The organism is Streptomyces sp. NPDC026062 (genome assembly GCF_055568375.1).
In genome coordinates this window covers 1-24,226 of record NZ_JBVHOQ010000054.1, presented here as the reverse complement: position 1 = coordinate 24,226, position 24,226 = coordinate 1, and the positions used below count along the sequence as shown (strand labels likewise).

The 24,226-nt window shown below is 71.3% G+C and carries 20 protein-coding genes; 7 read left to right on the top strand and 13 right to left on the bottom strand.

Going from position 1 to position 24,226, the window contains the following annotated elements; genetic code table 11:
* Positions 1 to 38: 38 nt before the first annotated feature.
* On the top strand, positions 39 to 1,172 hold the full coding sequence (locus tag ACZ4LX_RS33675; protein ID WP_467650804.1) for an FAD-dependent monooxygenase: 1,134 nt from the start codon (positions 39 to 41) through the stop codon (positions 1,170 to 1,172).
* An 85-nt stretch (positions 1,173 to 1,257) separates the two neighbouring features.
* Here the strand turns inward: ACZ4LX_RS33675 and ACZ4LX_RS33670 are convergent, their stop codons facing one another.
* Together ACZ4LX_RS33670 and ACZ4LX_RS33665 are read right to left on the bottom strand one after the other, a co-directional pair.
* The gene (locus tag ACZ4LX_RS33670; RefSeq protein WP_467650805.1) at positions 1,258 to 1,659 is read right to left on the bottom strand and encodes a RidA family protein; all 402 of its coding nucleotides are present in this window, start codon (positions 1,657 to 1,659) and stop codon (positions 1,258 to 1,260) included.
* The gene (locus tag ACZ4LX_RS33665) at positions 1,656 to 2,783 is read right to left on the bottom strand and encodes an acyl-CoA dehydrogenase family protein (RefSeq protein WP_467650806.1); all 1,128 of its coding nucleotides are present in this window, start codon (positions 2,781 to 2,783) and stop codon (positions 1,656 to 1,658) included. Before ACZ4LX_RS33665 ends, ACZ4LX_RS33670 begins: the two co-directional genes overlap by 4 nt.
* 272 nt (positions 2,784 to 3,055) lie before the next feature.
* Here ACZ4LX_RS33665 and ACZ4LX_RS33660 point away from each other — a divergent pair, with 272 nt between their 5' ends.
* Genes ACZ4LX_RS33660 through ACZ4LX_RS33650 form a run of 3 tightly spaced genes read left to right on the top strand, consistent with a single transcriptional unit; the run spans position 3,056 to position 6,393 of the window.
* The gene (locus tag ACZ4LX_RS33660; protein ID WP_467650807.1) at positions 3,056 to 4,693 is read left to right on the top strand and encodes an AMP-binding protein; all 1,638 of its coding nucleotides are present in this window, start codon (positions 3,056 to 3,058) and stop codon (positions 4,691 to 4,693) included.
* A 4-nt stretch (positions 4,694 to 4,697) separates the two neighbouring features.
* Positions 4,698 to 5,513 (top strand): PaaX family transcriptional regulator, encoded by an 816-nt coding sequence (locus ACZ4LX_RS33655; RefSeq protein WP_467650808.1) that lies wholly within the window; start codon positions 4,698 to 4,700, stop codon positions 5,511 to 5,513.
* A 43-nt stretch (positions 5,514 to 5,556) separates the two neighbouring features.
* Positions 5,557 to 6,393 carry a GNAT family N-acetyltransferase gene (locus ACZ4LX_RS33650; protein ID WP_467650809.1) on the top strand — a complete coding sequence of 279 codons (837 nt, stop codon included), beginning with the start codon at positions 5,557 to 5,559 and terminating at the stop codon, positions 6,391 to 6,393.
* Positions 6,394 to 6,409: 16 nt separating this feature from the next.
* On the opposite strand, the gene ACZ4LX_RS33645 is transcribed toward ACZ4LX_RS33650, so the two are convergent.
* Both ACZ4LX_RS33645 and ACZ4LX_RS33640 read right to left on the bottom strand, forming a co-directional pair.
* Positions 6,410 to 8,731, bottom strand: coding sequence for a bifunctional salicylyl-CoA 5-hydroxylase/oxidoreductase (locus ACZ4LX_RS33645; protein WP_467721351.1), 2,322 nt, complete (start codon positions 8,729 to 8,731; stop codon positions 6,410 to 6,412).
* The gene (locus ACZ4LX_RS33640; RefSeq protein WP_467650811.1) at positions 8,716 to 9,543 is read right to left on the bottom strand and encodes an enoyl-CoA hydratase family protein; all 828 of its coding nucleotides are present in this window, start codon (positions 9,541 to 9,543) and stop codon (positions 8,716 to 8,718) included. Before ACZ4LX_RS33640 ends, ACZ4LX_RS33645 begins: the two co-directional genes overlap by 16 nt.
* A gap of 243 nt (positions 9,544 to 9,786) precedes the next feature.
* Between ACZ4LX_RS33640 and ACZ4LX_RS33635 the strand changes: the two genes are divergently transcribed.
* Positions 9,787 to 10,221: an ATP-binding protein gene (locus ACZ4LX_RS33635; RefSeq protein ID WP_467650812.1), complete on the top strand. Its 435-nt coding sequence runs from the start codon at positions 9,787 to 9,789 to the stop codon at positions 10,219 to 10,221.
* A 113-nt stretch (positions 10,222 to 10,334) separates the two neighbouring features.
* Here the strand turns inward: ACZ4LX_RS33635 and ACZ4LX_RS33630 are convergent, their stop codons facing one another.
* From ACZ4LX_RS33630 to ACZ4LX_RS33590, 9 genes are all read right to left on the bottom strand, one after another.
* Positions 10,335 to 11,780 (bottom strand): amino acid permease, encoded by a 1,446-nt coding sequence (locus ACZ4LX_RS33630; RefSeq protein ID WP_467650813.1) that lies wholly within the window; start codon positions 11,778 to 11,780, stop codon positions 10,335 to 10,337.
* 182 nt (positions 11,781 to 11,962) lie between these two features.
* Positions 11,963 to 12,967 carry an ornithine carbamoyltransferase gene (argF, locus tag ACZ4LX_RS33625; RefSeq protein WP_467650814.1) on the bottom strand — a complete coding sequence of 335 codons (1,005 nt, stop codon included), beginning with the start codon at positions 12,965 to 12,967 and terminating at the stop codon, positions 11,963 to 11,965.
* Between the two features lie 244 nt (positions 12,968 to 13,211).
* Positions 13,212 to 14,444 (bottom strand): arginine deiminase, encoded by a 1,233-nt coding sequence (locus ACZ4LX_RS33620; RefSeq protein WP_467650815.1) that lies wholly within the window; start codon positions 14,442 to 14,444, stop codon positions 13,212 to 13,214.
* Between the two features lie 195 nt (positions 14,445 to 14,639).
* Positions 14,640 to 17,306 (bottom strand): polynucleotide kinase-phosphatase, encoded by a 2,667-nt coding sequence (locus ACZ4LX_RS33615; RefSeq protein ID WP_467650816.1) that lies wholly within the window; start codon positions 17,304 to 17,306, stop codon positions 14,640 to 14,642.
* Positions 17,303 to 18,832 (bottom strand): 3' terminal RNA ribose 2'-O-methyltransferase Hen1, encoded by a 1,530-nt coding sequence (locus ACZ4LX_RS33610; RefSeq protein WP_467650817.1) that lies wholly within the window; start codon positions 18,830 to 18,832, stop codon positions 17,303 to 17,305. Before ACZ4LX_RS33610 ends, ACZ4LX_RS33615 begins: the two co-directional genes overlap by 4 nt.
* A 48-nt stretch (positions 18,833 to 18,880) precedes the next feature.
* The gene (gene mmuM / locus ACZ4LX_RS33605) at positions 18,881 to 19,840 is read right to left on the bottom strand and encodes a homocysteine S-methyltransferase (protein WP_467650818.1); all 960 of its coding nucleotides are present in this window, start codon (positions 19,838 to 19,840) and stop codon (positions 18,881 to 18,883) included.
* A gap of 42 nt (positions 19,841 to 19,882) precedes the next feature.
* Entirely contained in the window at positions 19,883 to 20,806 is a 924-nt protein-coding gene (locus ACZ4LX_RS33600) for an LLM class F420-dependent oxidoreductase (protein WP_467650819.1), read from the bottom strand.
* Between the two features lie 201 nt (positions 20,807 to 21,007).
* Complete coding sequence (locus ACZ4LX_RS33595; protein WP_467650820.1) at positions 21,008 to 21,544, bottom strand: DUF6099 family protein; 537 nt, start codon at positions 21,542 to 21,544, stop codon at positions 21,008 to 21,010.
* Between the two features lie 125 nt (positions 21,545 to 21,669).
* Positions 21,670 to 22,029: a nucleotide pyrophosphohydrolase gene (locus tag ACZ4LX_RS33590; RefSeq protein ID WP_467650821.1), complete on the bottom strand. Its 360-nt coding sequence runs from the start codon at positions 22,027 to 22,029 to the stop codon at positions 21,670 to 21,672.
* A gap of 258 nt (positions 22,030 to 22,287) precedes the next feature.
* Here ACZ4LX_RS33590 and ACZ4LX_RS33585 point away from each other — a divergent pair, with 258 nt between their 5' ends.
* Positions 22,288 to 22,680 carry a recombinase family protein gene (locus tag ACZ4LX_RS33585; RefSeq protein WP_467650822.1) on the top strand — a complete coding sequence of 131 codons (393 nt, stop codon included), beginning with the start codon at positions 22,288 to 22,290 and terminating at the stop codon, positions 22,678 to 22,680.
* Positions 22,677 to 23,840: a recombinase family protein gene (locus ACZ4LX_RS33580; RefSeq protein WP_467650823.1), complete on the top strand. Its 1,164-nt coding sequence runs from the start codon at positions 22,677 to 22,679 to the stop codon at positions 23,838 to 23,840. The genes ACZ4LX_RS33585 and ACZ4LX_RS33580 overlap by 4 nt, the downstream gene beginning before the upstream one ends.
* Positions 23,841 to 24,226 lie beyond the last annotated feature (386 nt).

Sequence of the window (24,226 nt, the reverse complement as noted above, 5' to 3'; positions counted from 1 at the left end):
ACACTTCGCACACTTTTCTCGTACTGGAGAGATCCGATATGGCAACACCCCTGCGCGTCCTCATCCACGGCGGCGGGATCGGCGGGCTGACGCTCGCCACCGCACTGGCCCGGCGCGGCCACACCGTCGAGGTCGCCGAACTCCGCGACGAGCTGGAGGCGCTGGGCGTCGGCATCATCCAGCCGTCCAACGCCCTGCACGTCATGCGGGAGATCGGGGTCCTCGACGACTGCCTCAAGGCGGGCTTCGAGTGGGAGATCCTGACCATCGCCGACCCGGCCGGCAACACCGTGGCCGCGATCCCGCAGCCCCGCATGGGCGACGCCCCGTCCAACAACGGCATCCCGCGCCCGGCACTCTCCCGCATCCTCGGCGCCGCGGCCACCACTGCCGGAGCGACGATCCGCTTCGGCGCGACCATCACCGAGCTCACCGACGACGGCGAGGGCGTGGACGTCACCCTGTCCGACGGCTCGGCCGCCCGCTGGGACCTGGTCGTAGGCTTCGACGGGATCGGCTCGCCGCTGCGCACCCGGCTGTACGGCGACCGCTACACGCCCGAGTACACCGGCTTCGCCAACTGGCGTGTCACCGTGCCCCGTCAGGAGCAGGTCAAGGGCGTGGTCATGGGCAGCGCGGGCCAGGCGGCCAAGGCGCTGCTCACCCCGATCACGGACGAGCTGATGTATCTGGGCGCGGTCTTCGCCGAGGCCGAGGACTTCCGCCCCGACGCCGAGAAGGCCCACGAGCAGCTGAAGGAGCGGCTGCCGATGTTCTCCGGCCCGGTCGCCGAGGCACTTGACGCCGTCACCGGGCCGGAGGCGGTCGTGTACTCGCGGATCTCCCAGGTGACCGTCGAGGAGCCGTGGCACGTGGGCCGGGTGGTCCTGGCCGGTGACGCCGCGCACGCGAGCACCCCGCACCTGGCCCAGGGTGCGGCGATGGCCGTGGAGGACGCACTGGTGCTCGCCGAGTCGCTGGACGCCGAGGCGGACGTCGCGGCCGCGCTCGGCGCCTGGGAGGCCCGCCGCCGCCCCCGCGCGATGTGGGTGCAGGCCCTCTCGCGTGCCGTCCTCAAGCAGGAGACGGGCGGCGAGACGACGCCCGAGGAGGACGAGCTGCTGAAGGTCGGCATCCCGGGTGCGGCGCACGTGTTGGTGAAGCCGTACTGATCACGGGCCGCGCCTGAGGCGACCCGAGAGCGCGAATGCCCCGTCCCGGCCCGGATTCCCGGTGCGGGAAGGGGCGTTCGCGCTCTCAGGGCAGGACCGCCACCCCGTCGATCTCGACCAGTGCCTGTTCGTCCCAGAGGCGTGCCGCTCCGATGACGGCCATCGCCGGATAGTCGCGGCCGGCCAGCCGCCGCCAGATCCGGCCCAGTTCGGCCGCGTTCGCACGGTAGTCGGCGACATCGGTGGCGTAGACCGTGACCCGGGCCAGGTCCGCGGGGGCGCCCCCGGCCGCGCGCAGGGCGCTGAGGAGATTGGTGAGCGCGGTGGCGAACTGCTCGGGGAGGGTGCTCCCGGTGATCTCGCCCCGCTGGTCCAGGGCGGTCTGCCCGGCGAGGAAGACCAGTTGGCTCCCGGTGGTGGTGACGGCGTGCGAGAAACCCGCGGGCGGTGAGAGTTCGGCGGGGTTGATCCGGTGGATCGGACTCATGCGGACGGCTCCCGGTTCGCGTACAGCTCCTTGGCGATGATGGTGCGCTGGACCTCGCTCGCGCCCTCGTAGATGCGCGGGGCGCGGACCTCCCGGTAGAGGTGTTCGAGCAGATGGCCGCGGCGAAGGGCGCGGGCGCCGTGCAGTTGGACGGCGGTGTCCACGACGTACTGCGCGGTCTCGGTGGCGTACAGCTTCGCCATCGCGGCCCGGCGCGGCACCCCCGGCTCGCCCGCGTCGTAGGCCGCGGCGGCCGCGTACACCAGGAGCCGGGCGGCCTCGGTGCGGGTGGCCATCTCCGCCACCTGGTGCGAGACGGCCTGGAGCTCCTTCAGCGGGCCGCCGAACGCGGCGCGGGTGGCGGTGTGTTCCACGGTGGCGTCGAGCGCGGCGCGGGCCATGCCGACGGCGAAGGCGCCGACGCTGGGCCGGAAGAGGTTGAGGGTGTTCATGGCGACCCGGAAGCCCCGGTCCGGTTCGCCGAGCACGTCGTCGGGGGTGACCGGCACACCGTCGAAGCTCAGGGCGCCGATCGGGTGCGGGGAGAGCATGTCGAGCGCGGTGCCGGTGAGACCCGGGCGGTCGGCGGGGACCAGGAATGCGGTGACGCCGCGCGCCCCGGCGCCCTCGGTCGTCCGGGCGAAGACGGTGTAGAAGTCGGCCTCCGGGGCGTTGGAGATCCAGCACTTCTCACCGGTCAGCCGCCAGCCGTCGGTCGCGGGCACGGCGTCGAGGGCCAGGGCCGCCGCGTCCGACCCCGCGCCCGGCTCGCTGAGCGCGAAGGCGGCGACGGCGCGGCCCGCGCGGACCTCGGGGAGCCAGCGTGCGCGGTGGGCGGGGGTGCCCGCCTGCACGACCGGGTACGTCCCGAGGCCCTGGAGCGCCAGGGCGGTCTCGGCCTCCGTGCAGCCCCGGGCGAGTGATTCGCGCAGCAGGCACAGGTCGAGCGCGCCGGATCCGAGCATCCTGTCCAGCAGACCGAGCTCACCGAGCGCGGCCACCAGGGGACGGTTGACATGCCCCGGCTCGCCCTTCCCGGCAAGCGGACGCAGCCGCTCGTCGGCCAGGGTGCACAGCTCCTCGCACCAGGCGGTCCGTGCCGGATCGAGCGAGAATGCCGTCATGCCGGCACCTCTCCTTCCGAAGGTGCCGTCCCCCGGAGGCCGGGACGGCCGGCCGGCCGCCGGCCGGGGGCGGCCGCGCCGGCCCGGCCACGCGTCTGTGCCGCGTTGTCGTCCATCACCATGACTCCGTCATGCCTCATTCCTCCGCCGTGCCGCGTGTACCCCGCACCCGCTCCTTCATCCGCCCCCGTTCGGTCACCCGCCTTATCGCGAACCGTTGACTACCGTCACCCAAACGATACGCTCCAAGGGCGAAAAGGGGGCGATCCTTCATGGACCCGAATACCTCAGCGCACATCGACAGCTTCGCCAGGGAACATCTGCCACCCGCCGGGCAGTGGCCGGAACTGCTCTTCGACCTGCCCGAGCTGCGCTATCCCGGCCGGCTCAACTGCGCCGCCGAGCTGCTGGACCGCACGGCCGAGCGCTTCGGACCCGGCCGGCCCGCCTTCCGTACGCCCGACGGCGGGGTGCTGAGCTACGGGGAGCTGCGGGACCTGGTGGACCGGATCGCCCATGTCCTCACCTCGGACCTGGGCGTCGTGCCGGGCAACCGGGTGCTGCTGCGCGGCCCGACCACGCCGTACCTCGCCGCCTGCTGGCTCGCGGTACTGAAGGCGGGCGCGATCGCCGTCACCGTACTGGCCCAGCAGCGGGCCGCCGAGCTCGCCACGATCTGCTCGATCGCCCGGATCAGCCACGCGCTGTGCGACGTCCGGTCGACCGGCGACCTGGTGAGGGCGGAGGCGCCGGGGCTGCGGATCACGGCGTACGGCGGGGACGCCCCCGACGACCTGCTGCGGCTGGCCGACCGCAGGCGGGGCCCGTACCGGGCCGTGGACACCGCGGCGGAGGACGTGGCGCTGATCGCGTTCACCTCGGGCACCACCGGCCGCCCCAAGGGCTGCATGCATCTGCACCGCGATGTGCTCGCGATCGCCGACACCTTCTCCGGGCATGTGCTGCGGCCGGTGCCCGACGATGTCTTCGCGGGCAGTCCGCCGCTCGGTTTCACCTTCGGGCTCGGCGGTCTGGTGATCTTCCCGTTGCGTGCCGACGCGTCGGCGCTGCTGCTGGAGCAGGCCGGTCCGAAGCAGCTGCTGCCCGCCCTGGCCGCGCACCGGGTCTCGGTACTGTTCACCGCCCCGACCGCCTACCGGGTGATGCTCGATCAGCTCGACGGCCACGACCTCTCGGCGCTTCGCCGCTGCGTCTCGGCGGGTGAGAACCTGCCCGTCGCCACCTGGCGCTCCTGGCACGAGCGGACCGGTATGCGCATCATCAACGGCATCGGCGCCACCGAGCTGCTGCACATCTTCATCTCCGCCGCCGACGAGGCGATCCGGCCGGGCACCACCGGCGTCCCGGTCCCCGGCTGGCAGGCCCGGGTGGTGGACCGGGACGGCGAACCGGTGCCGGACGGCGAGCCGGGACTGCTCGCCGTGCGCGGACCGGTCGGCTGCCGCTATCTCGCCGACGCGCGGCAGCGGGAGTACGTGCGGGACGGCTGGAATCTCACCGGCGACACCTATGTGCGCGACGCCGACGGCTACTTCCGCTACGTCGCCCGCGCCGACGACATGATCATCTCCTCCGGGTACAACATCGCGGGCCCCGAGGTCGAGGACGCCCTGCTGCGCCATCCCGAGGTGGCGGAGGCCGCGGTGGTGGGCCGCCAGGACGAGCTGCGCGGCCGGATCGTGGCGGCGTACGTGGTGCGGCGCGAGGGCTCCGCCCTGTCGGCCGACGCCCTGCGTGCCTTCATGCGGTCCGAACTGGCCCCGCACAAATGCCCCCGGCTCATCACGTTCCTGCCCGCACTCCCCCGTACCGCCACCGGCAAACTGCAACGGTTCCGGCTTCGCGCGGACGAATCCGGTGCGGACTCCGGCGCACCGGACCGAGAATGATCACATGGCCGAACCGCACACCCCCCGCTCGCTGATCGTCACCCTCTACGGTGCGTACGGACGCACCCCGGGCGACGCCCCGATGCCGGTGGCGGAACTCGTCCGGCTGCTCGGCGCCGTCGGTGTGGAGGCTCCCGCCGTGCGGTCCTCCGTCTCCCGGCTGAAGCGGCGCGGACTGCTCGTCGCGGCCCGCACGCCCCGGGGAGCGGCCGGATACGCGCTCTCGGCCGACGCCCGCCAGCTGCTCGACGACGGGGACCGGCGGATCTACCGGCATCCGGACCCGCGCATCGAGGACGGCTGGGTGCTCGCCGTGTTCTCCGTCCCGGAGGCCGAGCGCCACAAGCGGCACCTGCTGCGCTCACGGCTGTCCGGCCTCGGCTTCGGCACGGCCGCGCCCGGGGTCTGGATCGCACCGGCCGCGCTGTACGACGAGACCCGGCACACCTTGGAGCGCCTGGGACTCGCCCCGTACGTGGAACTGTTCCGCGGTGACCATCTGGGTTTCGCGGCCACCGGGGAGTCGGTGGCGCGCTGGTGGGACCTGGAGGCCGTGGCCCGGCTGCACGACGCGTTCCTGACGCGGCACGAACCGGTGCTGCGCTCCTGGGAGGCGCGCCCGGACGAGCCGCCCGCTCCGGAGACGGCGTACCGGGACTACCTGATGGCGCTGGACTCCTGGCGGCAGGTGCCGTACGCGGATCCGGGGCTGCCGGGGGAACTGCTTCCCCGGACGTGGCCGGGCGGCAGGTCGGCGGAGGTGTTCGGGCTGCTGCACGAGCGGTTGCGGGACGCGGGGGCCGAGTTCGTACGCGGATAGACCGGCTGCTCCGGCCGTGGTGCGCCGGGCAGAATGCCGGTCCATGACCTGGACCTTCACTGATGACGTCGATGTCTTCCTCGACGCGGCAGGCCCCTCGCTGGCCTCCCGGCCGGCCGGGAGCAGCGTCACGCTGACCGTCGCCGCCGCCCTGCGCCGTCACGGCCCGCACGCCTTCGGCGATCATGATCCGGTGCTGGGCTGGTGGCGCGGCGCTGACGGCGAGGTGGCGGGCACCCTGCTCCAGACGCCCCCCTACCCCGCGACACTGAACGCGGTCGCCCCGGAGGCGGTGGGGCCGTTGATGGCGGCACGCCGGCTCACCCGCGTCAACGCGGACCGGGCCACGGCCCTGGCCGTGACGGCCCACTGGCCCGGTCACCGGGTCGACGAGGAGCAGCGGCTGTACCGGCTGGGCGAGCTCGTTCCGCCGTCGCCCGCTCCGGGCGGCAGGGCCAGGGCCGCGACCGCCGGCGACCGGGAGCTGCTGCTGCGCTGGTTCGCCGCGTTCGCCGCCGGCATCGGCGAACCGGACGGGCACGGCGAACGTCATGCGCGGGCGGTCGACGAGCGGACGGCGGAGGGCCGGCTGACGCTCTGGGAGCACGACGGGGTTCCGGTGTCGGTGGCGGGCACATCGCCGAGGACCGCAGGGGCCGTACGTGTCGGTCCCGTCTACACACCACCGGAGCACCGCCGTCGCGGGTACGCGGCGGCGGTGACCGCCGCGGTGAGCGGGGCGGCCCGCGCCTCGGGGGCGGACGAGGTACTGCTCTTCACCGATCTCGCCGACCCGACGAGCAACGGCGTGTACACGCGCATCGGTTACCGCCCGGTCTCGGACCGGCTGCTGGTCAGAGCGGAGGGGGCCGGCGGGTGAATCGCCCGCCCGCCGCTCAGCCCAGGGTGAGCCGTGGCTTCGGTGCGTCCGTACGTCCGGCCGGCGGGGTGCGGCTGCCCGCGCGGTAAGGGAGCGGCCAGGGCGCGCCCGGTCCGGTGTAGCCCTGCTCGGCCGCCGCGTGGAGCGTCCAGTGCGGGTCGTACAGATGCGGGCGGGCCAGCGCGCAGAGGTCGGCGCGGCCCGCGAGCAGCAGGGAGTTGACGTCGTCCCAGGAGGAGATGGCGCCGACGGCGATGACGGGCACGCACAGGGTGTTGCGGATCCGGTCGGCGTACGGGGTCTGGTACGAGCGGCCGTACTCGGGCCGCTCGGCGGGGACGACCTGGCCGGTGGAGACGTCGATGGCGTCGGCCCCGTGCGCGACGAACGCGCGGGCGATCTCGACGGCGTCCTCGCCCGTGGTGCCGCCCTCGGCCCAGTCCGTCGCGGAGATCCTTACGGTCATCGGCCGGTCGTCCGGCCACCTTTGGCGTACCGCGTCGAAGACTTCGAGCGGGAAGCGGAGCCGGTTCGCCAGGGTGCCGCCGTACAGGTCGGTGCGGTGGTTGGTGAGCGGGGAGAGGAATCCGGAGAGCAGATAGCCGTGGGCGCAGTGGAGTTCGAGGAGGTCGAATCCGCAGGTCCCGGCACGCTCGGCGGCGGACGCGAACTGTTCGCGGACGGTGTCCATACCGGTTCGGTCCAGGGCGTGCGGGATCTGGTTGACGCCGGGCGCGTACGGGAGCGGGGAGGCGGCGGCGAGCGGCCAGTTTCCGTGGTCCAGAGGCTGGTCGATGCCTTCCCACATGAGCTTGGTGGAGCCCTTGCGGCCGGAGTGGCCGAGCTGGATCCCGATCGCGGTGCCGGGCGATCCGGTGTGCACGAAGTCGGTGATCCCGGTCCAGGCGGCCGCCTGTTCGTCGGTGTAGAGGCCGGTGCAGCCGGGGGTGATCCGGCCCTCCGGGCTCACGCACACCATTTCCGTCATGACCAGCCCGGCGCCTCCGAGGGCGCGCGCCCCGAGGTGGACGAGGTGGAAGTCGCCCGGGACGCCGTCGGTGGCGGAGTACATGTCCATGGGCGAGACGACCACCCGGTTGCGCAGCTCCAGGCCCCGCAGCCGCAGCGGGGTGAACATCGGCGGGGTGCCGGGATCACGGCCGAACTCGTCCTCGACGGCCTCGGTGAACGAGGCGTCGCGCAGCCGCAGATTGTCGTGGGTGACGCGGCGGCTCCGGGTGAGGAGGTTGAAGGCGAACTGGCGGGGCGGCTGGTCGACGTACGTGCCCAGCTCCTCGAACCAGCGCAGGCTGGCGGCGGCGGCGCGCTGCGTCGACTCGACGACGGGACGGCGCTCGTTCTCGTACGCGGTGAGGGCGTCGGCCAGGACGGGCTGTTCCTCGATGCAGGCGGCGAGGGCGAGGGCGTCCTCGACGGCGAGTTTGGTGCCTGATCCGATGGAGAAGTGCGCGGTGTGGGCGGCATCGCCGATGAGGACGGTGTTCCCGTGCGACCAGCTCCTGTTGACGACCGTACGGAAGGTGAGCCAGGAGGAGTTGTGGGAGCGCAGGGGCCGGTGGCCGAGGGCGTCGGCGAAGATCCTCGCGCAGTGCCGGATGGAGTCGGCGGGGTCGCGGTCGTCGAATCCGGCCGCACGCCAGACCTCTTCGCGCATTTCGACGATGACGGTCGAGGCCTCGGGAGAGAAGGGGTAGGCGTGCAGCTGCATCACGCCGTGCGCCGTCTCGGCGGTCTCGAAGCGGAAGGCGTCCAGGGCGAAGTCGGCGGCGAGCCAGATGTAGCGGCAGCGGTGCGTGGTGACGCGGGGCCGGAAGCGTTCCGCGTGGGTGTCGCGGGTGCGGCTGTGCACGCCGTCGGCAGCGATCACCAGATCGTACGAGGCGGCCAGTTCCGCGACGGGCGGCGCTTCTTCGCGGAAGCGCAGGTTCACCCCGAGGCCGGCGCAGCGTTCGTGCAGGATCTCCAGGAGGCGGCGGCGGCCGAGTGCGGCGAAGCCGTGGCCGCCGGAGGTCTGGGTGTGGCCGCGGTGGACGATGTCGATGTCGTCCCAGCGGACGAACTCGCGCTGGAGGGCCGCGTGGACGACGGGGTCGGCGTGCTCGATGCCGCCGAGGGTCTCGTCGGAGAGGACGACGCCGAAGCCGAAGGTGTCGTCGGGGGCGTTGCGCTCCCAGAGGGTGATCTCGCGTTGCGGACCGAGCCGCTTGAGCAGTGCCGCGGCGTAGAGCCCGCCGGGTCCGCCGCCTATGACGGCGATCCGGCGGAGGGCGTTCGCCTCTTTGCCGGGGGCTGTCACGGGGATCACCGGCCCTGCCATTGAGGCGGCCGCTTCTCGGTGAAGGCGGCGTGGAACTCGGCGTAGTCCTCACCGTGCATGAGCAGGGCCTGGGTGGCGGCGTCCATCTCCACGGCGGCGGCCAGCGGCATGTCGAGTTCGGCGGTGAGCAGCGCCTTGGTCTGGGCGAGGGCGAGCGCGGGTCCGTCGGCGAGGCGCCGGGCGAGGGCGGCGGCCCGCTCGTCGGCCCGGCCCTCCTCGGCCAGTTCGCTGATCAGCCCGATCCGTTCGGCCTCGGGGGAACGGACCGGTTCGCCCAGCATCAGCAGCCGGGTGGCGTGACCGAGGCCGACGACCCGGGGCAGCAGATAGGCCGCGCCCATGTCGCCGCCGGAGAGCCCGACGCGGGTGAACAGGAAGGCGAACTTCGCCGAGGGGTCGGCGACCCGGAAGTCGGCGGCCAGCGCGAGGACGGCGCCCGCTCCGGCGGCGACGCCGTGCACGGCTGCGACGACGGGGAACGGGCACTCCCGCAGGGCCCGTACGACCTGTCCGGTCATCCGGTTGAAGTCCAGCAGCTGCGCGGTGTCCATCGCGAGGGTGGCGCCGATGATCTCGTCCACATCGCCGCCCGAGCAGAAGCCGCGCCCCTCGCCGGCCAGCACCAGGGCGCGTACGGAGCGCTCCCGCGCCAGCTCGGCCAGGAGGTCGCGCAGATCCGCGTAGGCGCCGAAGGTCAGCGCGTTCAGCTTCTCGGGCCGGGCGAGGGTGACGGTGGCGACGCCGTCCCGTGTGGTGACCCGCAGATGGCGCCACTTCTCCGTGGGGGACGCGGAGCTGGGAAACGGACTCATCGAGGGTGGTCCCCTTCGGCCGTCGGGCTGCTGCCTGACCCCGAATTTATCACTCGTACGTGACTTCCGTCACGAGTGCGCAATAAGAAGAGCGTGAAACCGGAGTGACGAACGTCCCGTTCGTACCGGTCGGCAGCCCCTTGCCCGTGTCATGGGGATTCGTATGGTTGAAACCAAGAGGTCTTGAGCCCAGGAACCCTTGGGTCCAGGACTGTTCACGCTCTCGCGAACGGAATCCCCGCCGTGCCGTCCGATGCTTCCGCACCCGCCACCTGGCGTATCGCGCTGCCGCACTCCACGGCCGCGGTGCCGATCGCCCGGGCACTGATCCGTACGGTGCTGGCGGACCTCGACGCCCCCGCCGACAGCGACACCGCCGAACTGCTGACCGCCGAACTGGTCGCCAACGCCGTGGAGCACACCCCGGGCAACGAGCCCGTCGAGCTGGTGGTGGAGCTCCTGCCGAGCGGCTGCCAGGTGGAGGTGCACGATGGCGATCCGGCCCCGCCGGGTGATCTCTCCCGCCCGGATCCGGACTCCGTACCCGATCCGTGGCAGGAGCACGGCCGGGGACTGCTGCTGATCCGCACCCTCAGTTCGTCGTGCGGCCACCGCGTGACAAACCGTGGCAAGGCGGTGTGGTTCACCCTTCCGGCGCGCACGCTTCCGACCGCCTGACCTTCCGGCGCGCACGCTGCCGGCGCGCCCTGTCTGCCGGACCGCTCGGCCCCGGCCCGGCTGACCGGCGCCGGCGGTCACCGGCCCCACGGCATGTTGAGCCGTCGGCTTGTTCAGCCGTCGGCCTGTTCTACCGCGCCGGCTCGGCCCGCCAGGCGCGAGCGGCCGCGTCCGTAGCCCGCGTACACCGCAGCACCGACCGCCAGGAAGACCGCGAACTGCACCCAGGTCGACCAGCCGGTCCCGTACATCAGATACACACAGAAGCCGACGCCGAGGAGCGGACTGAGCGGGTGGAGCGGGACTCGGAACGATCCCCTCACCTCCGGATTGCGGCGGCGCAGCACGATCACGGCGGCATTCACCGCGACCATCGTGGCCAGCGTCCCGATGGTGGTCAGGTTCACCACCACGTCGAGCGAGGAGAAGGCCGCCGGGACGGCGAAGACGACGGCGACGATCCAGGTGTTGGCGACCGGGGTGGCGGTGCGCGGGGAGACCCGTTCGAAGACCCGGGGGACCAGGCCGTCACGCGACATGGACATCAGGATGCGGGTCTGTCCGTACATCACCGCGAGGACGACCGAGGCGATGGCGACGACCGCGCCGAACGCGATGATCCCGCCGCCGACGGTCGATTCGGTGACCTGGTCGACGATGAGGGAGAGCGCGGCCGGTTTGTCGGAGACGGCGTCCGGGCCGAGGGCGCCGATCGCGGCGAGGGCGACCGCGCAGTAGAGCAGCGTGACCAGGCCGATGCAGATCATGATCGCGATCGGGATGTTCCGCCGGGGGTTCTTGACCTCCTCGCCCGTGGTGGTGATGGCGTCGAAGCCGATGTACGAGAAGAACGCCAGCGAGGCACCCGCGGTGACACCGCCCGCGCCCTGGGACAGGAACGGCGTGAGGTTGCCGTGCTCGAAGGCGGTGAAGGCGATGACGCAGAACATGATCAGGACGGCGATCTTGAGCACGGCCATCGCGGCCGTGGCCCCGGCGCTCTCCCGTACTCCGCGCACCAGCAGTGTCGCGGCCATCATCACCACGAGGACGGCGGGAAGGTTGATCACGCCCCCGTCGCCGGGCCCCGCGGAGAGCGCGGCAGGCAGCTGCCGCCCGATGAGGCTGTCGAGCAGTTCGTTGACGTACTGGCTCCAGCCCACCGCCACCGCGGAGACGGACACCCCGTACTCCAGAAGCAGGCACCAGCCGACGAGGAAGGCCGTGCGCTCGCCGAGAGTGGCGTAGGCGAACGAGTACGAGCTGCCGGAGACCGGGATCGCGCTGCCCAGCTCGGCGAACGAGAACGCGGTGAAGACGCAGGTGACCGCCGCGAGGACGAAGGACAGCACCACGGCGGGGCCGGCCTCGGCCACACTGTCGGACAGTCCGACGAAGATGCCGGTGCCGACGACCGCGCCGACCCCGAAGCACACCAGCTGGAAGAGCCCCATGGTGCGCTTGAGCCCGTGGCCCTCCAGGTCCGCGCCGGACTCGGCGATCAGCTGGTGCGGGTCCTTGACGCGGCGGGGCGGACCGGGCAGGCGCAGGGGGCTCACGGCGGTGCTCTCATCTCTGGTGGCGCAGGTGGGGGGATGTGCGGCGACGGCAGTGGGGGCCGGCCACCGCACACGAAAATGAGGTTCGAGCGTGCGAGCTCGAACCCCACCAACCAGGACCATAATAGACACTCGCACGCATGTTCACTCAATTCATTGCATGATCATGCGGTACGACCGTGTCAGCGCGTGGCCAGCGTCGCCACCAGAACGGCCTTGATCGTGTGCATCCGGTTCTCGGCCTCGTCGAAGACGACCGAGTGCGCGGACTCGAAGACCTCGTCACTGACTTCCAGCTCCGTCAGGCCGTGCCGGGCGTGGATCTCCCGCCCCACCCGGGTGCCGAGGTCGTGGAAGGCCGGGAGGCAGTGCAGGAACTTCACGTCGGCGTTGCCGGTGGCCCGCAGCACGTCCATGGTGACGGCGTACGGCGCGAGGGCCGCGATGCGCTCGTCCCAGACCTCCTTGGGCTCACCCATCGAGACCCAGACGTCGGTGGCGACGAAGTCCGCCCCGCGCACGCCGTCGGCGACGTCCTCGGTGAGCGTGACCGTCGCCCCGCTCGCCGCGGCGAGCTCGCGGGCCTGCGCGACGACGGCCTCGGCGGGCCAGTAGGCCTTCGGCGCGACGATCCGCACATCCATACCCAGCAGGGCGCCGGTGACCAGGTAGGAGTTGCCCATGTTGAACCGGGCGTCGCCCAGGTAGGCGAAGGCGATGCGCTCCAGCGGCTTCGCGCTGTGCTCGGTCATCGTGAGGACGTCGGCGAGCATCTGGGTGGGGTGCCAGTCGTCGGTCAGCCCGTTGAAGACCGGCACACCGCCATAGGCCGCCAACTCCTCGACGGCCTCCTGGCTGTCACCGCGGTACTCGATCCCGTCGAACATCCGGCCGAGGACGCGTGCGGTGTCCCGCACGGACTCCTTGTGCCCCATCTGCGAGCCGGAGGGGTCGAGGTAGGTGGTGGAGGCGCCCTGGTCGGCGGCCGCCACCTCGAACGCGCAACGGGTGCGGGTCGAGGTCTTCTCGAAGATCAGCGCGATGTTCCTGCCGCGCAGCCGCTGGACCTCGGCCCCCGACTTCTTCGCGGCCTTGAGTTCCGCGGCCAGATCGATCAGGCCGCGGAACTCCTCCCCCGTGAAGTCCAGCTCCTTGAGGAAGTGGCGGCCTGCGAGGTCTATGGCCATGGTGACTGCTCCTGGGTCGGACGGGACACATACGGTAATCCTGGAAGTCTATACGACCCTTTGCATCGCTATACAGGACGGTGGGGTGTGCGGTGCGCGATGCGCGTCGCCGCGCGTCGCGTGGACGGGGGTGCGCGTGTCGCCGTGGGCGGGAGGCGTCGCCGTGCGGCGGAGGGTGCGCGCGTGGGCGTGCGGCGCGGGGCTGCCACCGGCCCGTGCCCCCGCAGCCGTACCGCACGCCCGTCTACACCGGGTCCCGGACCACCGGGCAGCTCATGCAGCGGGGCCCGCCCCGGCCACGGCCCAGTTCGCTGCCTCGGATCTCGATGACCTCGATGCCCTCCTTGCGCAGATGGGTGTTGGTGGTGGCGTTGCGCTCGTAGGCGACGACGACGCCCGGTTCGACGGCCAGTACGTTGCAGCCGTCGTCCCACTGCTCACGCGCGGCCGCGTGCACGTCCTGGGTGGCGGTCAGGACCCGGATCGACTCCAGCCCCAGCGCCTCGGCGATGGCACGGTGCATGTGCTCGGGCGGATGGTCGGTGACCTTGAGATCGCGCGGGCCGTCCCCGGGTTCGATGGTGTACGAGCGGAGCATGCCCAGGCCGGCGTATTTGGTGAAGGTGTCCCCGTCGACCATCGTCATCACCGTGTCGAGATGCATGAAGGCCCGGCTCTTGGGCATGTCGAGTGCCACGATCGTCCGGGCCGACCCGGCGTCGAAGAGGCCTCGGGCCAGCATCTCCACCGCCTGCGGCGTGGTGCGCTCACTCATCCCGATGAGCACGGCGCCCCGGCCGATGACGAGGACGTCCCCGCCCTCGATGGTGGAGGGGTAGTCGTCCTGGCCCTCCGACCAGTGGTGGAACGCGCCCGCCTCGGGGCTCGTGAAGAGCGGGTGGTGGCGGTAGATCGCCTCGAAGTGGACCGTCTCGCGCTGCCGGGCCGGCCAGCGCATGGCGTTGATGGAGACGCCGTCGTAGATCCAGGCCGAGGTGTCTCGGGTGAAGAGGTGGTTGGGCAGCGGTCCGAGCAGGAAGTCGTCCAGGTCCATGACGTGGAAGCGCACGGACGTCGGCTCGCGGTACCGCTCCAGGAACTCCCGTTTGGTCATTCCGCCGACGAGCGCCTCGCAGAGGTCGGCGGTGGGCAGTTCCTCGAACGCGGCCCGCAGATGCTCGGTGGCCAGCGGTCCGTACTCCTTCTCCTCGAAGACCCGGTCCAGCACGAGCCTTCGGGCCACGGGAATCTCCAGCGACTCCCGGAGGAGATCGCCGAAGAGGTGCACCTCCACCCCTCGGTCGCGCAGCACGTCCGCGAAGCCGTCGTGCTCCTCGCGGGCCCGGCGGACCCAGAGCACATCGTCGAAGAGCAGCGCACCCCTGTTCTCCGGAGTGAGCCGTTTCAGTTCCAGATCGGGGCGGTGCAGGATGACGCGGCGCAGCCGCCCGGCCTCGGAGTCGACATGGAATCCCATACCCCCATCCTCACCACGCGGGACGCCGTTCACCCGGCGAATCGCCAGCCGGTTGCGTCGGCGCTGCACAGCCCTTCCCCGGCAGCGACACACAGCCCCTCCCGGGCTGAGGCGTGCAGCCCTCCCGCAGACGCGCGGCTACCAGATCCCCCGGAAGGCCGGGACCGCTCATGGTCCCGGCCCTCCGGCACGGCGCTACAGCCGCGGGTCCACCGGCTCCGACTCCAGCGCCAGGACCGCGAACACCGCCTCGTGGACCCGCCACAGCGGCTCCCCCTCGGCCAGCCGGTCCAGGGCCTCCAGGCCGAGGGCGTACTCGCGCAGGGCGAGCGAGCGCTTGTGGCCGAGGAAGCGTCCGCGCAGCCGGTCCAGGTTCTCCGGACGGGTGTACTCGGGGCCGTAGATGATCCGCAGGTACTCCCGGCCACGCACCTTGATCCCGGGCTGTACCAGACGGTCCTTCCCGTCCCTGACGAGCGCGCCGAGCGGCTTGACGACCATGCCCTCGCCGCCTCGGCCTGTCATCTGCAGCCACCAGTCGGTACCGGCGCGGACCGACGCCTCGTCGGCGGTGTCGACGACGAGCCGACGGGTGACCTGGAGCAGACCGGTGGGGTCGTGCTCCACCAGCCGGTCCAGCCAGGCCAGCTGCTCGTCATGAGGTACGGACGCGAGCGAGCGGCCCTGCACGGCAAGGATCTGGAACGGCGCCAGGCGCACCCCGTCCAGCCCTTCGGTGCTCCAGCAGTAGCGGCGGTAGGCCTCGGTGAACGCGGCCGCGTCCTCGGCCCGCCCCCGCTGCCGCTCCGCGAGCGCACCGACGTCGATGCCCCGCGCCTCCGCCGCCGCGAGCGCCCCGGTGGCTGCGGGGAAGACGGCGCCGGACGCGGCACCGACGGCGGCGTACTGCGAGCGCAGCAGCCCCGCCGCCTTCAGGGACCAGGGCATCAGTTCGGCGTCGAGCAGCACCCAGTCGGTGTCCCACTCCTCCCACAGCCCGGCGGCGGTGACGGCCGCGCGCAGCCGGCCCAGCACGGTCTCGGTGAGCGCGGCATCGTCCAGGAACGGACGTCCCGTTCGGGTGTGCAGCGCACCCGTCGGGCTGTCCTTGCCCACGTCGCCGGTCCCGAAGCGCTCCCGCGCCGCGTCCGCGTCCCGGCAGACCAGGGCCACGGCCCGGGAGCCCATGTGCTTCTCCTCGCACACGACCTCGGCCACACCGTCCGCCCGGTACTGCGCGAACGCCTCGGCCGGGTGCTCCAGATAGCCCTCCTCCTGCGAGGTGGCGGTCGGGGCCATGGTCGGCGGAAGGTAGGCGAGCAGCCTGGGGTCGACGGCGAAGCGGCTCATCACCTCGAGCGCCGCCGCCGCGTTCTCCTCGCGCACTGCGACCCGGCCCATGTGCCGGGTCTCCACGACCCGGCGGCCCTGCACATCCGCGAGGTCCAGCGGCCGGCCCTCCCTGCCGCCCGGCGCCTCGGTGGTCAGCGGCTTCACCGGCTCGTACCAGACCTGCTCGGCCGGTACGTCGACGAGCTCGCGCTCGGGCCAGCGCAGCGCGGTCATCCTCCCGCCGAACACGGCCCCGGTGTCCAGACAGATGGTGTTGTTGATCCAGGAGGTGGTGGGCACGGGGGTGTGGCCGTAGACCACGGTGGCGCGGCCCCGGTAGTCCTCCGCCCACGGGTATCGCACCGGCAGACCGAACTCGTCGGTCTCGCCGGTCGTCTCGCCGTAGAGCGCGTGCGAACGGACCCGCCCGGAGGTGCGTCCGTGGTACTTCTCGGGCAGCCCGGCGTGGCAGACGACCAGCTTGCCGTCGTCCAGCACGTAGTGGCTGACGAGACCGTCGATGAACTTCCTGACACGCTCCCGGAATTCCGGGTCCCTGGCGTCCTCCCGCTCCAACTGCTCGATGGTCTCGGCGAGCCCGTGGGTGTGCTGCACCTTGCGGCCCTTGAGGTAACGGCCGAGCTTGTTCTCGTGGTTGCCGGGGACGCAGAGCGCGCTGCCGTCCGAGACCATGGACATGACGCGGCGCAGCACCCCGGGACTGTCGGGCCCCCGGTCGACGAGGTCGCCGACGAAGACAGCCGTGCGCCCTTCGGGATGCGAGCCGTCCACATAGCCGAGCCTGCCGAGCAGGGTCTCCAGCTCGGAGCTGCAGCCGTGGATGTCACCGATGATGTCGAAGGGACCGGTGAGGTGGCGGAGGTCGTTGTAGCGGCGCTCCAGGACCACTTCGGCGTGCTCGGCCTCTTCCTCGGTGCGCAGGATGTGGACCTTGCGGAAGCCCTCGCGCTCCAGACCGCGCAGCGAGCGGCGCAGCTCCCGGCGATGGCGCTGGATGACATGGCGGGGCATCCCGGCACGGTCCGGGCGGCCCGCGTTGCGCGCGAGGCACACCTCCTCGGGCAGGTCGAGAACGATCGCGATGGGCAGCACGTCGTGCTCCCTGGCCAGCTGCACCAGCTGACGGCGGCTCTCGGACTGGACGCTGGTGGCGTCGACGACGGTCAGCCGTCCCGCGGCCAAGCGCTTGCCCGCGATGTAGTGCAGCACGTCGAAGGCGTCCCGGCTGGCGCTCTGATCGTTCTCGTCGTCCGCGACCAGGCCCCGGCAGAAGTCCGAGGAGATGATCTCGGTCGGCTTGAAGTGCCTGCGCGCGAAGGTGGACTTGCCCGAGCCACTGGCCCCGATGAGAACGACGAGGGAGAGGTCGGTCACGGGCAGGACACGCCCGGTGCCGCTGCTGGTGCTGTCGCCGATTTCGCCGGTACCGGTGTCGCTGGTGCTGGTGTCGCTGGTGTTGATTCCGGTTCCGGTGTCGCTGGTGCCGGTGCTGTCGTTCGGGCTGCTCATGCGGCTTTCGCCTCCTTCGCGGTCTTGTCGGGTGTCCCGGTCGCGTCCGCCTTGCCGGTCGCGTCCGTCCTGCCGGTCCCGTCCGCCGGGGTCATCGTGAACACGGCCAGCTGGGTGGGCGGGCCCACCTCCGGGTCGTCGGGGCCCACCGGGACGAACTCCACCCCGTACCCGTGCCTGCGGGCCACTTCGCCCGCCCAGTCCCGGAATTCGGCCCGGGTCCATTCGAAGCGGTGGTCGCCGTGCCGGACATGCCCGGCCGGGAGGGTCTCCCAGCGGACGTTGTACTCGACGTTCGGCGTGGTCACGAGCACCGTGCGCGGGCGCGCCGCGCCGAACACCGCGTACTCCAGGGCGGGCAGCCTCGGCAGGTCGAGGTGCTCGACGACCTCGCTCAGCACCGCCGCGTCGTACCCCTTCAGCTGTTTGTCCGTGTACGTGAGCGAGCCCTGCCTGAGCGTCACACGAGCGGCCTGACGCTCCCCCATGCGGTCCAGCTTCAGCCGGCGCGACGCAATCGTCAGGGCACGCATCGAGACGTCGACGCCGACGATCTCCGTGAAGCTCGGGTCCTTCAGCAGAGCCTGCACCAACTGCCCCTGACCACAGCCAAGGTCGAGCACCCGGCTCGCCCCGGCAGCGGTCAGCGCAGCCAGGATCGCGGCCCTGCGCTGCTCGGCGAGCGGCACCGGCCGTTCCTCGGTGTCGGCCGTCTCGTCGACCGCGTTGTCGATGCTCTCGACGTCGAGGTCGTCGGACTCCGCGAGCCGCACCAGTTCCAGCCGCTGCATGGCCTGCCGGGTGAGCCCCCAGCGCCGGGACAGATAGCGGCTGGTGATCAGCCTCTGCTCGGGGTGGCCGGCCAGCCAGCCCTCGCCGGCCCGCAGCAGCTTGTCCACCTCGTCCGGCGCCACCCAGTAGTGCTTGGCGTCGTCGAGCACCGGCAGCAGGACGTACAGCTGACGGAGCGCGTCCGCGAGCCTCAACTCGCCCGCCAGCACGAGCCGTACGTACCGCGAGTCCCCCCACTCGGGGAACTGCTCGTCCAGCGGTACGGCCACTGCCTCCACCGTCGACCAGCCGAGCGGTCCGAAGAGCGCCCGCACCAGATCGGCACCACCACGGGCCGGCAGGGCGGGGACCTCGATCCGCAGCGGCATCGGCGTCGCCGCCCGCTCGGGCATCGTCTTGCAGGTGCCGCTCAGCGCTGACTTGAAGACGGTGCTCATCGCGACGGAGAGGAGCGAGGACGCCGCGTACGGACGGTCGTTGACGTACTGCGCGAGCGCTGCGTCCGGAGCGCCACCGCGGCCCTTGCCCTTGCCCCGCCGCACCAGCGCCACTGTATCCACCTCCAGCAGCAGCGCTGCCGTGCACTGCTCCGCGGACGCTTCGGGGTAGAAGACATGCGCGGTGCCATGGGAGGTGGAGAACGTCTGCGCCTTCTCGGGATGCTTGTGCAGCAGGAAGCCGAGATCGGTGGCGGGACGCTCCGGGGTGCCGGTGGTACTGATCGTCAGGAACACACGTCCGAGTATGGTCAGGTCCGCTCCCCCTCACCAGGGATTTTCTTCTCACCGGGGCCCTCCCGTCCCTCCCTTGCCGAGCATCGCGGCCAGCTCAGCGATCATGGCCGGACCAACCCGGCAGCAGCCGCCGACCAGGCGCGCGCCGGCCTCCTGCCAGGCCCGGACCCGGCCGGGGTCGAATGTCGCTCCCCCGGCCCACCGCCTCCCCTGCGCATCCCAGCGTTCACCACTGTTGGGATAGACGACGACCGGCTTCCCGGCCGCCTCCTCCGCCGCCCGCACCGCCCCGTCCGCCTCGGCCGGATCGCAGCAGTTCACCCCAGCCGCCACCACCTGTTCCCCTCCGTCGACAAGAGCGAACGCCTCCTCCAGCCGCTGCCCGGCCCTGGTCCGGCCTCCGGCCACGGTGAAGGAGAGCCAGACCGGCAGCCCGCACTCCCCCGCCACCCGCAGCAGCGCCTGCGCCTCATCCACGTCCGGCACCGTCTCCAGCGCCAGCACGTCGGGCTCCGCGGCGGCCAGCGCTTCGATCCGGGGGCGGTGGAAGCGTTCCAGCTCGCGGACCGTGAGCCCGTAGCGGCCCCGGTACTCCGCCCCGTCCGCCGTCACCGCCCCGTACGGACCTACCGAGGCGGCGACCCAGACCTCCTGGTCCGCCTCCTCCGCCGCCCGACGGGCCAGCTCCACACTGCGGGCGAAGAGCCCGGCCGCCTCCGCCCGCCCGATTCCACGCTGCCCGAACCCTTCGAAACTCGCCTGATAGCTGGCGGTGATGAGCACCTGCGCGCCGGCCCGCACATACGCCCTGTGCGCCGCTTCGATCTGTCCCGGCCCGTCGGCGAGCAGCCGGGCGGACCACAGCGCGTCGGACAGATCGCAGCCCTGCGCCTCCAGCTGGTTGGAGAGTCCGCCGTCGAGCAGGACCGGTCCCTCCGCGAGCGCTGCGGCAAGAGCGCGGGAGGGCGGCGTCCGAGCAGGACGCCCGGAGGGGCGGGCGGGCGGCACAGTTGCTCCTCTCTCAGTAGGGCTGGGACCGAACCTGCGGTCTCAGTCGAGCTGGGACTGAACCTGCGACGCGATCAGCTCCAGATGTTCCAGGTCGTGGAGGTCCAGCATCTGGAGATAGATACGCGATGCTCCGATCCCACCGAACCTGCCGATCTTGTCGACCACCTCGGCGGGTGATCCGGCCAGGCCGTTCGCCTTCAGTTCCGCCACGTCCCGTCCGATGACGGCGGCCCGGCGCGCCACCTCCGCGTCGTCCTTGCCGACGCAGACGACCAGGGCGTTGGAGTACACCAGGTCGTCGGGGGCCCTGCCCGCCTCCTCGGCCGCCTCCCTGACCCGGCCGAACTGTCGCTCACTGTCCTCGAGCGAGGCGAACGGGATGTTGAACTCATCGGCATACTGAGCGGCCAGCCGGGGCGTCCGCTTGGCGCCGTGTCCGCCGATCAGCACCGGCACCTTGGCCTGTGCGGGCTTGGGCAGCGCGGGCGAGTCGGTGAGCTGGTAGTACGCGCCGTCGTAGCTGAACGTCTCGCCCACCTCGGTCGCCCACAGACCGGTGACAATCGCCAGCTGCTCCTCCAGCCGGCCGAACTTCTCCTTGGGGAAAGGAATTCCGTACGCCTTGTGCTCCTGCTCGAACCAGCCGGCTCCAAGGCCCAGCTCGACGCGGCCACCGGACATCTGGTCGACCTGCGCCACCTGGATGGCGAGCACGCCGGGAAGCCGGAAGGTCCCCGCGGTCATCAGTGTGCCGAGGCGGATCCGCTTGGTCTCGCGCGCCAGCCCGGCCAGCGTGATCCATGCGTCCGTCGGGCCGGGGAGGCCGTCGCCCTGCCCCATGTGCAGATAGTGGTCGGACCGATAGAAGGCATCGAAGCCGAGGTCCTCGGCCGCCTTCGCGACGGTGAGCAGTGTGTCGTAGCTCGCCCCTTGCTGGGGCTCGGTGAAGATTCGAAGATCCATGCCTCCATCCTGCACCTCCGGGCACCATGCGCTCCCCTCCGGCCGCCCTCCCCGCGCCTCACGCCCCGGCCGTCCCGGATGCCGGATGCCGGATGCGACTGGTGTCTGTTCCCTGATCCCGGATGCGAACCGGTGCCTGGTTCCTGAAGCCGGATACTGGATGTCTGATGCCAGATATGGCTGATGCCTGATGCCTGATGGTCAGCCGCCGTCTGACGCGGGGCCCGCCGGTCCGTGCAGCACGCCATGCGGGCCGTCGCGCTCCCGACCTCGCTCCAGATCCTCCTGGCTCTCCCGGTCACGTTCGTCAAGCAGCCGGAGCATGCCGTGCACCCGGTCCGTGGACTCGTCGGCGGCGTCGATCGCCTCCATGCACTGCCAGTACAGGCCCTGCTCATCCGTCTCGCATGCCACTCCGACCAGGGCTATCCCCACTTCTCCCAGCAGCACGCCGAGGCCGGTCAGGGACGCGCGCGGATCGGCGACCTCGGAGAGCTGAGCGGCCCGAGCCACGCCGGACCGGGCTGCGGGATGGTCCAGCGACCCGTTGCTCCGCCCGCCGATCTCGCTGAGTCCGCTCGCCTCGCCCCGTAACGCTTTGGGGCCGCTCGCCGCCAGCCGGCTCCCTATCGCCTGCGCGAGTGCCTGGGCCTGCCAGGCCTCGGCGATGATGTCCGGCGTGCCCCGGCTCTGCGCCAACGCCTTCCGAATGACCGCTACAAGTCGCTCCGCTTCCATTCCCTGCCCCCGTTCGATCCGAAAGCCCACTCACCTCTTCCATTACCCACAGTGAAGGCACTGGTACCGAAAGGCCAGGGGATTTCGGAAATCTGTGGACACGAATCAGACTGTGAACAAGTCGATCACTCCGAAGAGTGACGGAACGAAGGATCCGTGGGCTCCGGCACCGGGAAACGCCCCTCATTCCGCTCGATCTTGGCCGCAAGCGCCGCCAGCACATCGATGCCCAGCACCTCGCAGAACTGCAGGAGGTAGGCGAGAACGTCCGCGACCTCGTCCGCCACCCGGAACGCGGTTCCGGGATCCTCCATGACCCGGGCCGACTGCTCCGGCGTCAGCCATTGGAAGATCTCCATGAGTTCGGCGGCCTCGACGCTCAGCGCCGACGCAAGGTTCTTCGGGGTGTGGTACTGCCCCCAGTCGCGGGCGGCCGCGAAGGCGGCGAGCCGTTGCTGGAGCGCCTGTACGTCGAGTTCTGTCACGCCCTCAGGTCTACCACCGCCACCTCGGCGGCCTTGCGGTCCGACGAGAAGGCGTAACTCCGAGGCGGCAGTTGCACACCGCCCGCCCCGCGGGGCGCGGGCGCCGCGGCACGGTCCGGACGCCGCGGCCACCCCACCCGAGGACCGGCCGAGGCCCCGGAACACCGGCCACGCACCCGAGTGCCCCGCCTAACCGTGCATAGCGGTATGGCGTCATTCGCCTCCCTCTGCCGGGGGCGTGACTCGCTCGGGGTCCCCATGAGCCAAAAGACCGTTGTCATCTACGACCGGCTGTCCCGCCTGTTCGCCGAGGAAGCACCCGACCACCGCATCGCCGCTTGCAAGGCGTACGCCGCACAGCGCGGGTGGAAGGTTGTGCACGTCGCCACCGACACCAACGTCAGCGGAGCGAGCCGACTGGAGGACCGCCCCGGTATGCGGGAGGTTCTGGCGTGGCTGCCCCGCGTGGACTACGTGCTTGCCGCGAAGCTCGACCGGTACGCGCGCAGCGTCTTGGAGTTCTCGCGCCTGCTGGACGCTGCTAAGGCGTCAAACTCAGTGGTCGTCACCGCCGACGGGATGGTCAACCCGGAGAACGGTTCGTTCCTCGCGAACCTGTTGCCAGCTTCGCCGAGTACGAGCGGGACATGATCAAGGCCCGCATCACAGCGAGCAAGGAGCACTTCCGCTCGCGCGGCAACCACCTTGGCGGACTCGCCCCATACGGCTACGTGTCCACGGGCCCAGTCAATGACAAGCGCTGGGCCATCGACGAGACGTCCGCCGCGATCATCCGGGAGTGCGCCGACAAGATCATTCATCACGGCGCGTCCGTCGCAGGACTCGCACGGGAACTCACCGCGCGGGGCATCCCTTCCCCGGCAGACCACGCCCGACAGCGCGACGGCCGCAAGGTACGCGGCACCAAGTGGCACACGACGACACTGCGGGACGTGCTCTACACCCCCGCCCTTCGCGGGTGGCTCGTACAGGCCAAGCCGGGCTGCAAGCGGGGAGCACTGACCCACCAAGCCGTACTCGACGCGGAAGGGCGTCCGGTCTCCCCCGGGCCCGCCATCCTGGACGCACAGACGTGGACCAGCGTCCGCGCAGCACTCGACAGCAAGGCCAAGGGTCGGGGCGTGGACCGACCGAGCCGGGGTAAGGCTCTGCTCCTCCACATCGCGCGCTGTGCTGAGTGCAGCGGCCCCATGTACAAGCAGCGCCGTGCCGTGAATGGGAAGGACTACAGCACCTACGTGTGCCCGAAGGGCGTCGGCAAGGCAGGCATTCACCGGCCGAACGTCGTTCTCGCGTCAGCCGTGGACGAGCTTGTCACTCGCCGCTACCTGACCGTGTTCGGCGGTTTCTACCTCAAGCGTTGGGCCGAGCCGGACGGCAGCGCTGTGCTCCAGCTCTCCGAGGTTCGGACGCAGATTGACCGCTTGGCGGGAAGCCTTGCGCAGTTGGACCCGAGCGGCCGAGCGGGTCAGCTCGTGATTCAGCAGATCACCGCCCTTGAACAGCGTGAGATTGAGTTGCGAAAGGAAGCCGACCACGCCGAGGGCCGATGGGTGGACGCAGGGGGCCCGGTCTCCGCCGAGTGGGAGCGGCGCGACGACGAGGGGCGGCGGGCACTGCTCGCGGACATGGGTACCCATGCCGAGATTCAACCGGCCACGCCCGGCGCACCGAAGCGGTTCGACGCATCGCGGGTGGCAGTGCGTTTCGACGAACCGGCGTGGGCCCGGGAAACCGACCCGGCTACCGCTGAACTGGTCGCAATAGCGATGGATGAGGCGGAAGCGTAAGACGGCAGCGCACGGGCCCCGTTCCTGACTTACCAGGGAGCGGGGCCCTTTGCTGTCCCCGCCCTGACTGCCGCCGAGAGCGCCGAATAGGACCCTGCCGAGGGAATGTCAGCCCCCACCCGTACCGTGCCGTCAGAGAGCCATGCAGAACAGTTGGAGATCCCCGCATGACGCACCGCCCGGCCGCCGATTGGGAAGCCGCCGAGGAGAAGCGGCAGACCGAAAACGCCAGACGGAGGGCCGCATACGCCCGCCGGAAGGTCGAGGCGGAGCGAACCGCCCGCATCGAGGCAGTGAGCCTTTTCCAACCTCAGGTTGAGGCGTGGTGAAGGACGACGACGGCCTTCACGATGTCGGTGATCCGGTTGGTGCTGCAGCGGAGCTTC

What these genes read in the sequence shown, in the direction of transcription:
- ACZ4LX_RS33675 (WP_467650804.1), top strand. Translation starts at nt 39, where the DNA reads ATGGCAACACCCCTGCGCGTCCTCATCCACGGCGGCGGGATCGGCGGG.
- ACZ4LX_RS33670 (WP_467650805.1), bottom strand. Translation starts at nt 1,659, where the DNA reads ATGAGTCCGATCCACCGGATCAACCCCGCCGAACTCTCACCGCCCGCG.
- ACZ4LX_RS33665 (WP_467650806.1), bottom strand. Translation starts at nt 2,783, where the DNA reads ATGACGGCATTCTCGCTCGATCCGGCACGGACCGCCTGGTGCGAGGAG.
- ACZ4LX_RS33660 (WP_467650807.1), top strand. Translation starts at nt 3,056, where the DNA reads ATGGACCCGAATACCTCAGCGCACATCGACAGCTTCGCCAGGGAACAT.
- ACZ4LX_RS33655 (WP_467650808.1), top strand. Translation starts at nt 4,698, where the DNA reads ATGGCCGAACCGCACACCCCCCGCTCGCTGATCGTCACCCTCTACGGT.
- ACZ4LX_RS33650 (WP_467650809.1), top strand. Translation starts at nt 5,557, where the DNA reads ATGACCTGGACCTTCACTGATGACGTCGATGTCTTCCTCGACGCGGCA.
- ACZ4LX_RS33645 (WP_467721351.1), bottom strand. Translation starts at nt 8,731, where the DNA reads ATGGCAGGGCCGGTGATCCCCGTGACAGCCCCCGGCAAAGAGGCGAAC.
- ACZ4LX_RS33640 (WP_467650811.1), bottom strand. Translation starts at nt 9,543, where the DNA reads ATGAGTCCGTTTCCCAGCTCCGCGTCCCCCACGGAGAAGTGGCGCCAT.
- argF (WP_467650814.1), bottom strand. Translation starts at nt 12,967, where the DNA reads ATGGCCATAGACCTCGCAGGCCGCCACTTCCTCAAGGAGCTGGACTTC.
- ACZ4LX_RS33620 (WP_467650815.1), bottom strand. Translation starts at nt 14,444, where the DNA reads ATGGGATTCCATGTCGACTCCGAGGCCGGGCGGCTGCGCCGCGTCATC.
- ACZ4LX_RS33615 (WP_467650816.1), bottom strand. Translation starts at nt 17,306, where the DNA reads ATGAGCAGCCCGAACGACAGCACCGGCACCAGCGACACCGGAACCGGA.
- ACZ4LX_RS33600 (WP_467650819.1), bottom strand. Translation starts at nt 20,806, where the DNA reads ATGGATCTTCGAATCTTCACCGAGCCCCAGCAAGGGGCGAGCTACGAC.
- ACZ4LX_RS33595 (WP_467650820.1), bottom strand. Translation starts at nt 21,544, where the DNA reads ATGGAAGCGGAGCGACTTGTAGCGGTCATTCGGAAGGCGTTGGCGCAG.
- ACZ4LX_RS33585 (WP_467650822.1), top strand. Translation starts at nt 22,288, where the DNA reads ATGAGCCAAAAGACCGTTGTCATCTACGACCGGCTGTCCCGCCTGTTC.
- ACZ4LX_RS33580 (WP_467650823.1), top strand. Translation starts at nt 22,677, where the DNA reads ATGATCAAGGCCCGCATCACAGCGAGCAAGGAGCACTTCCGCTCGCGC.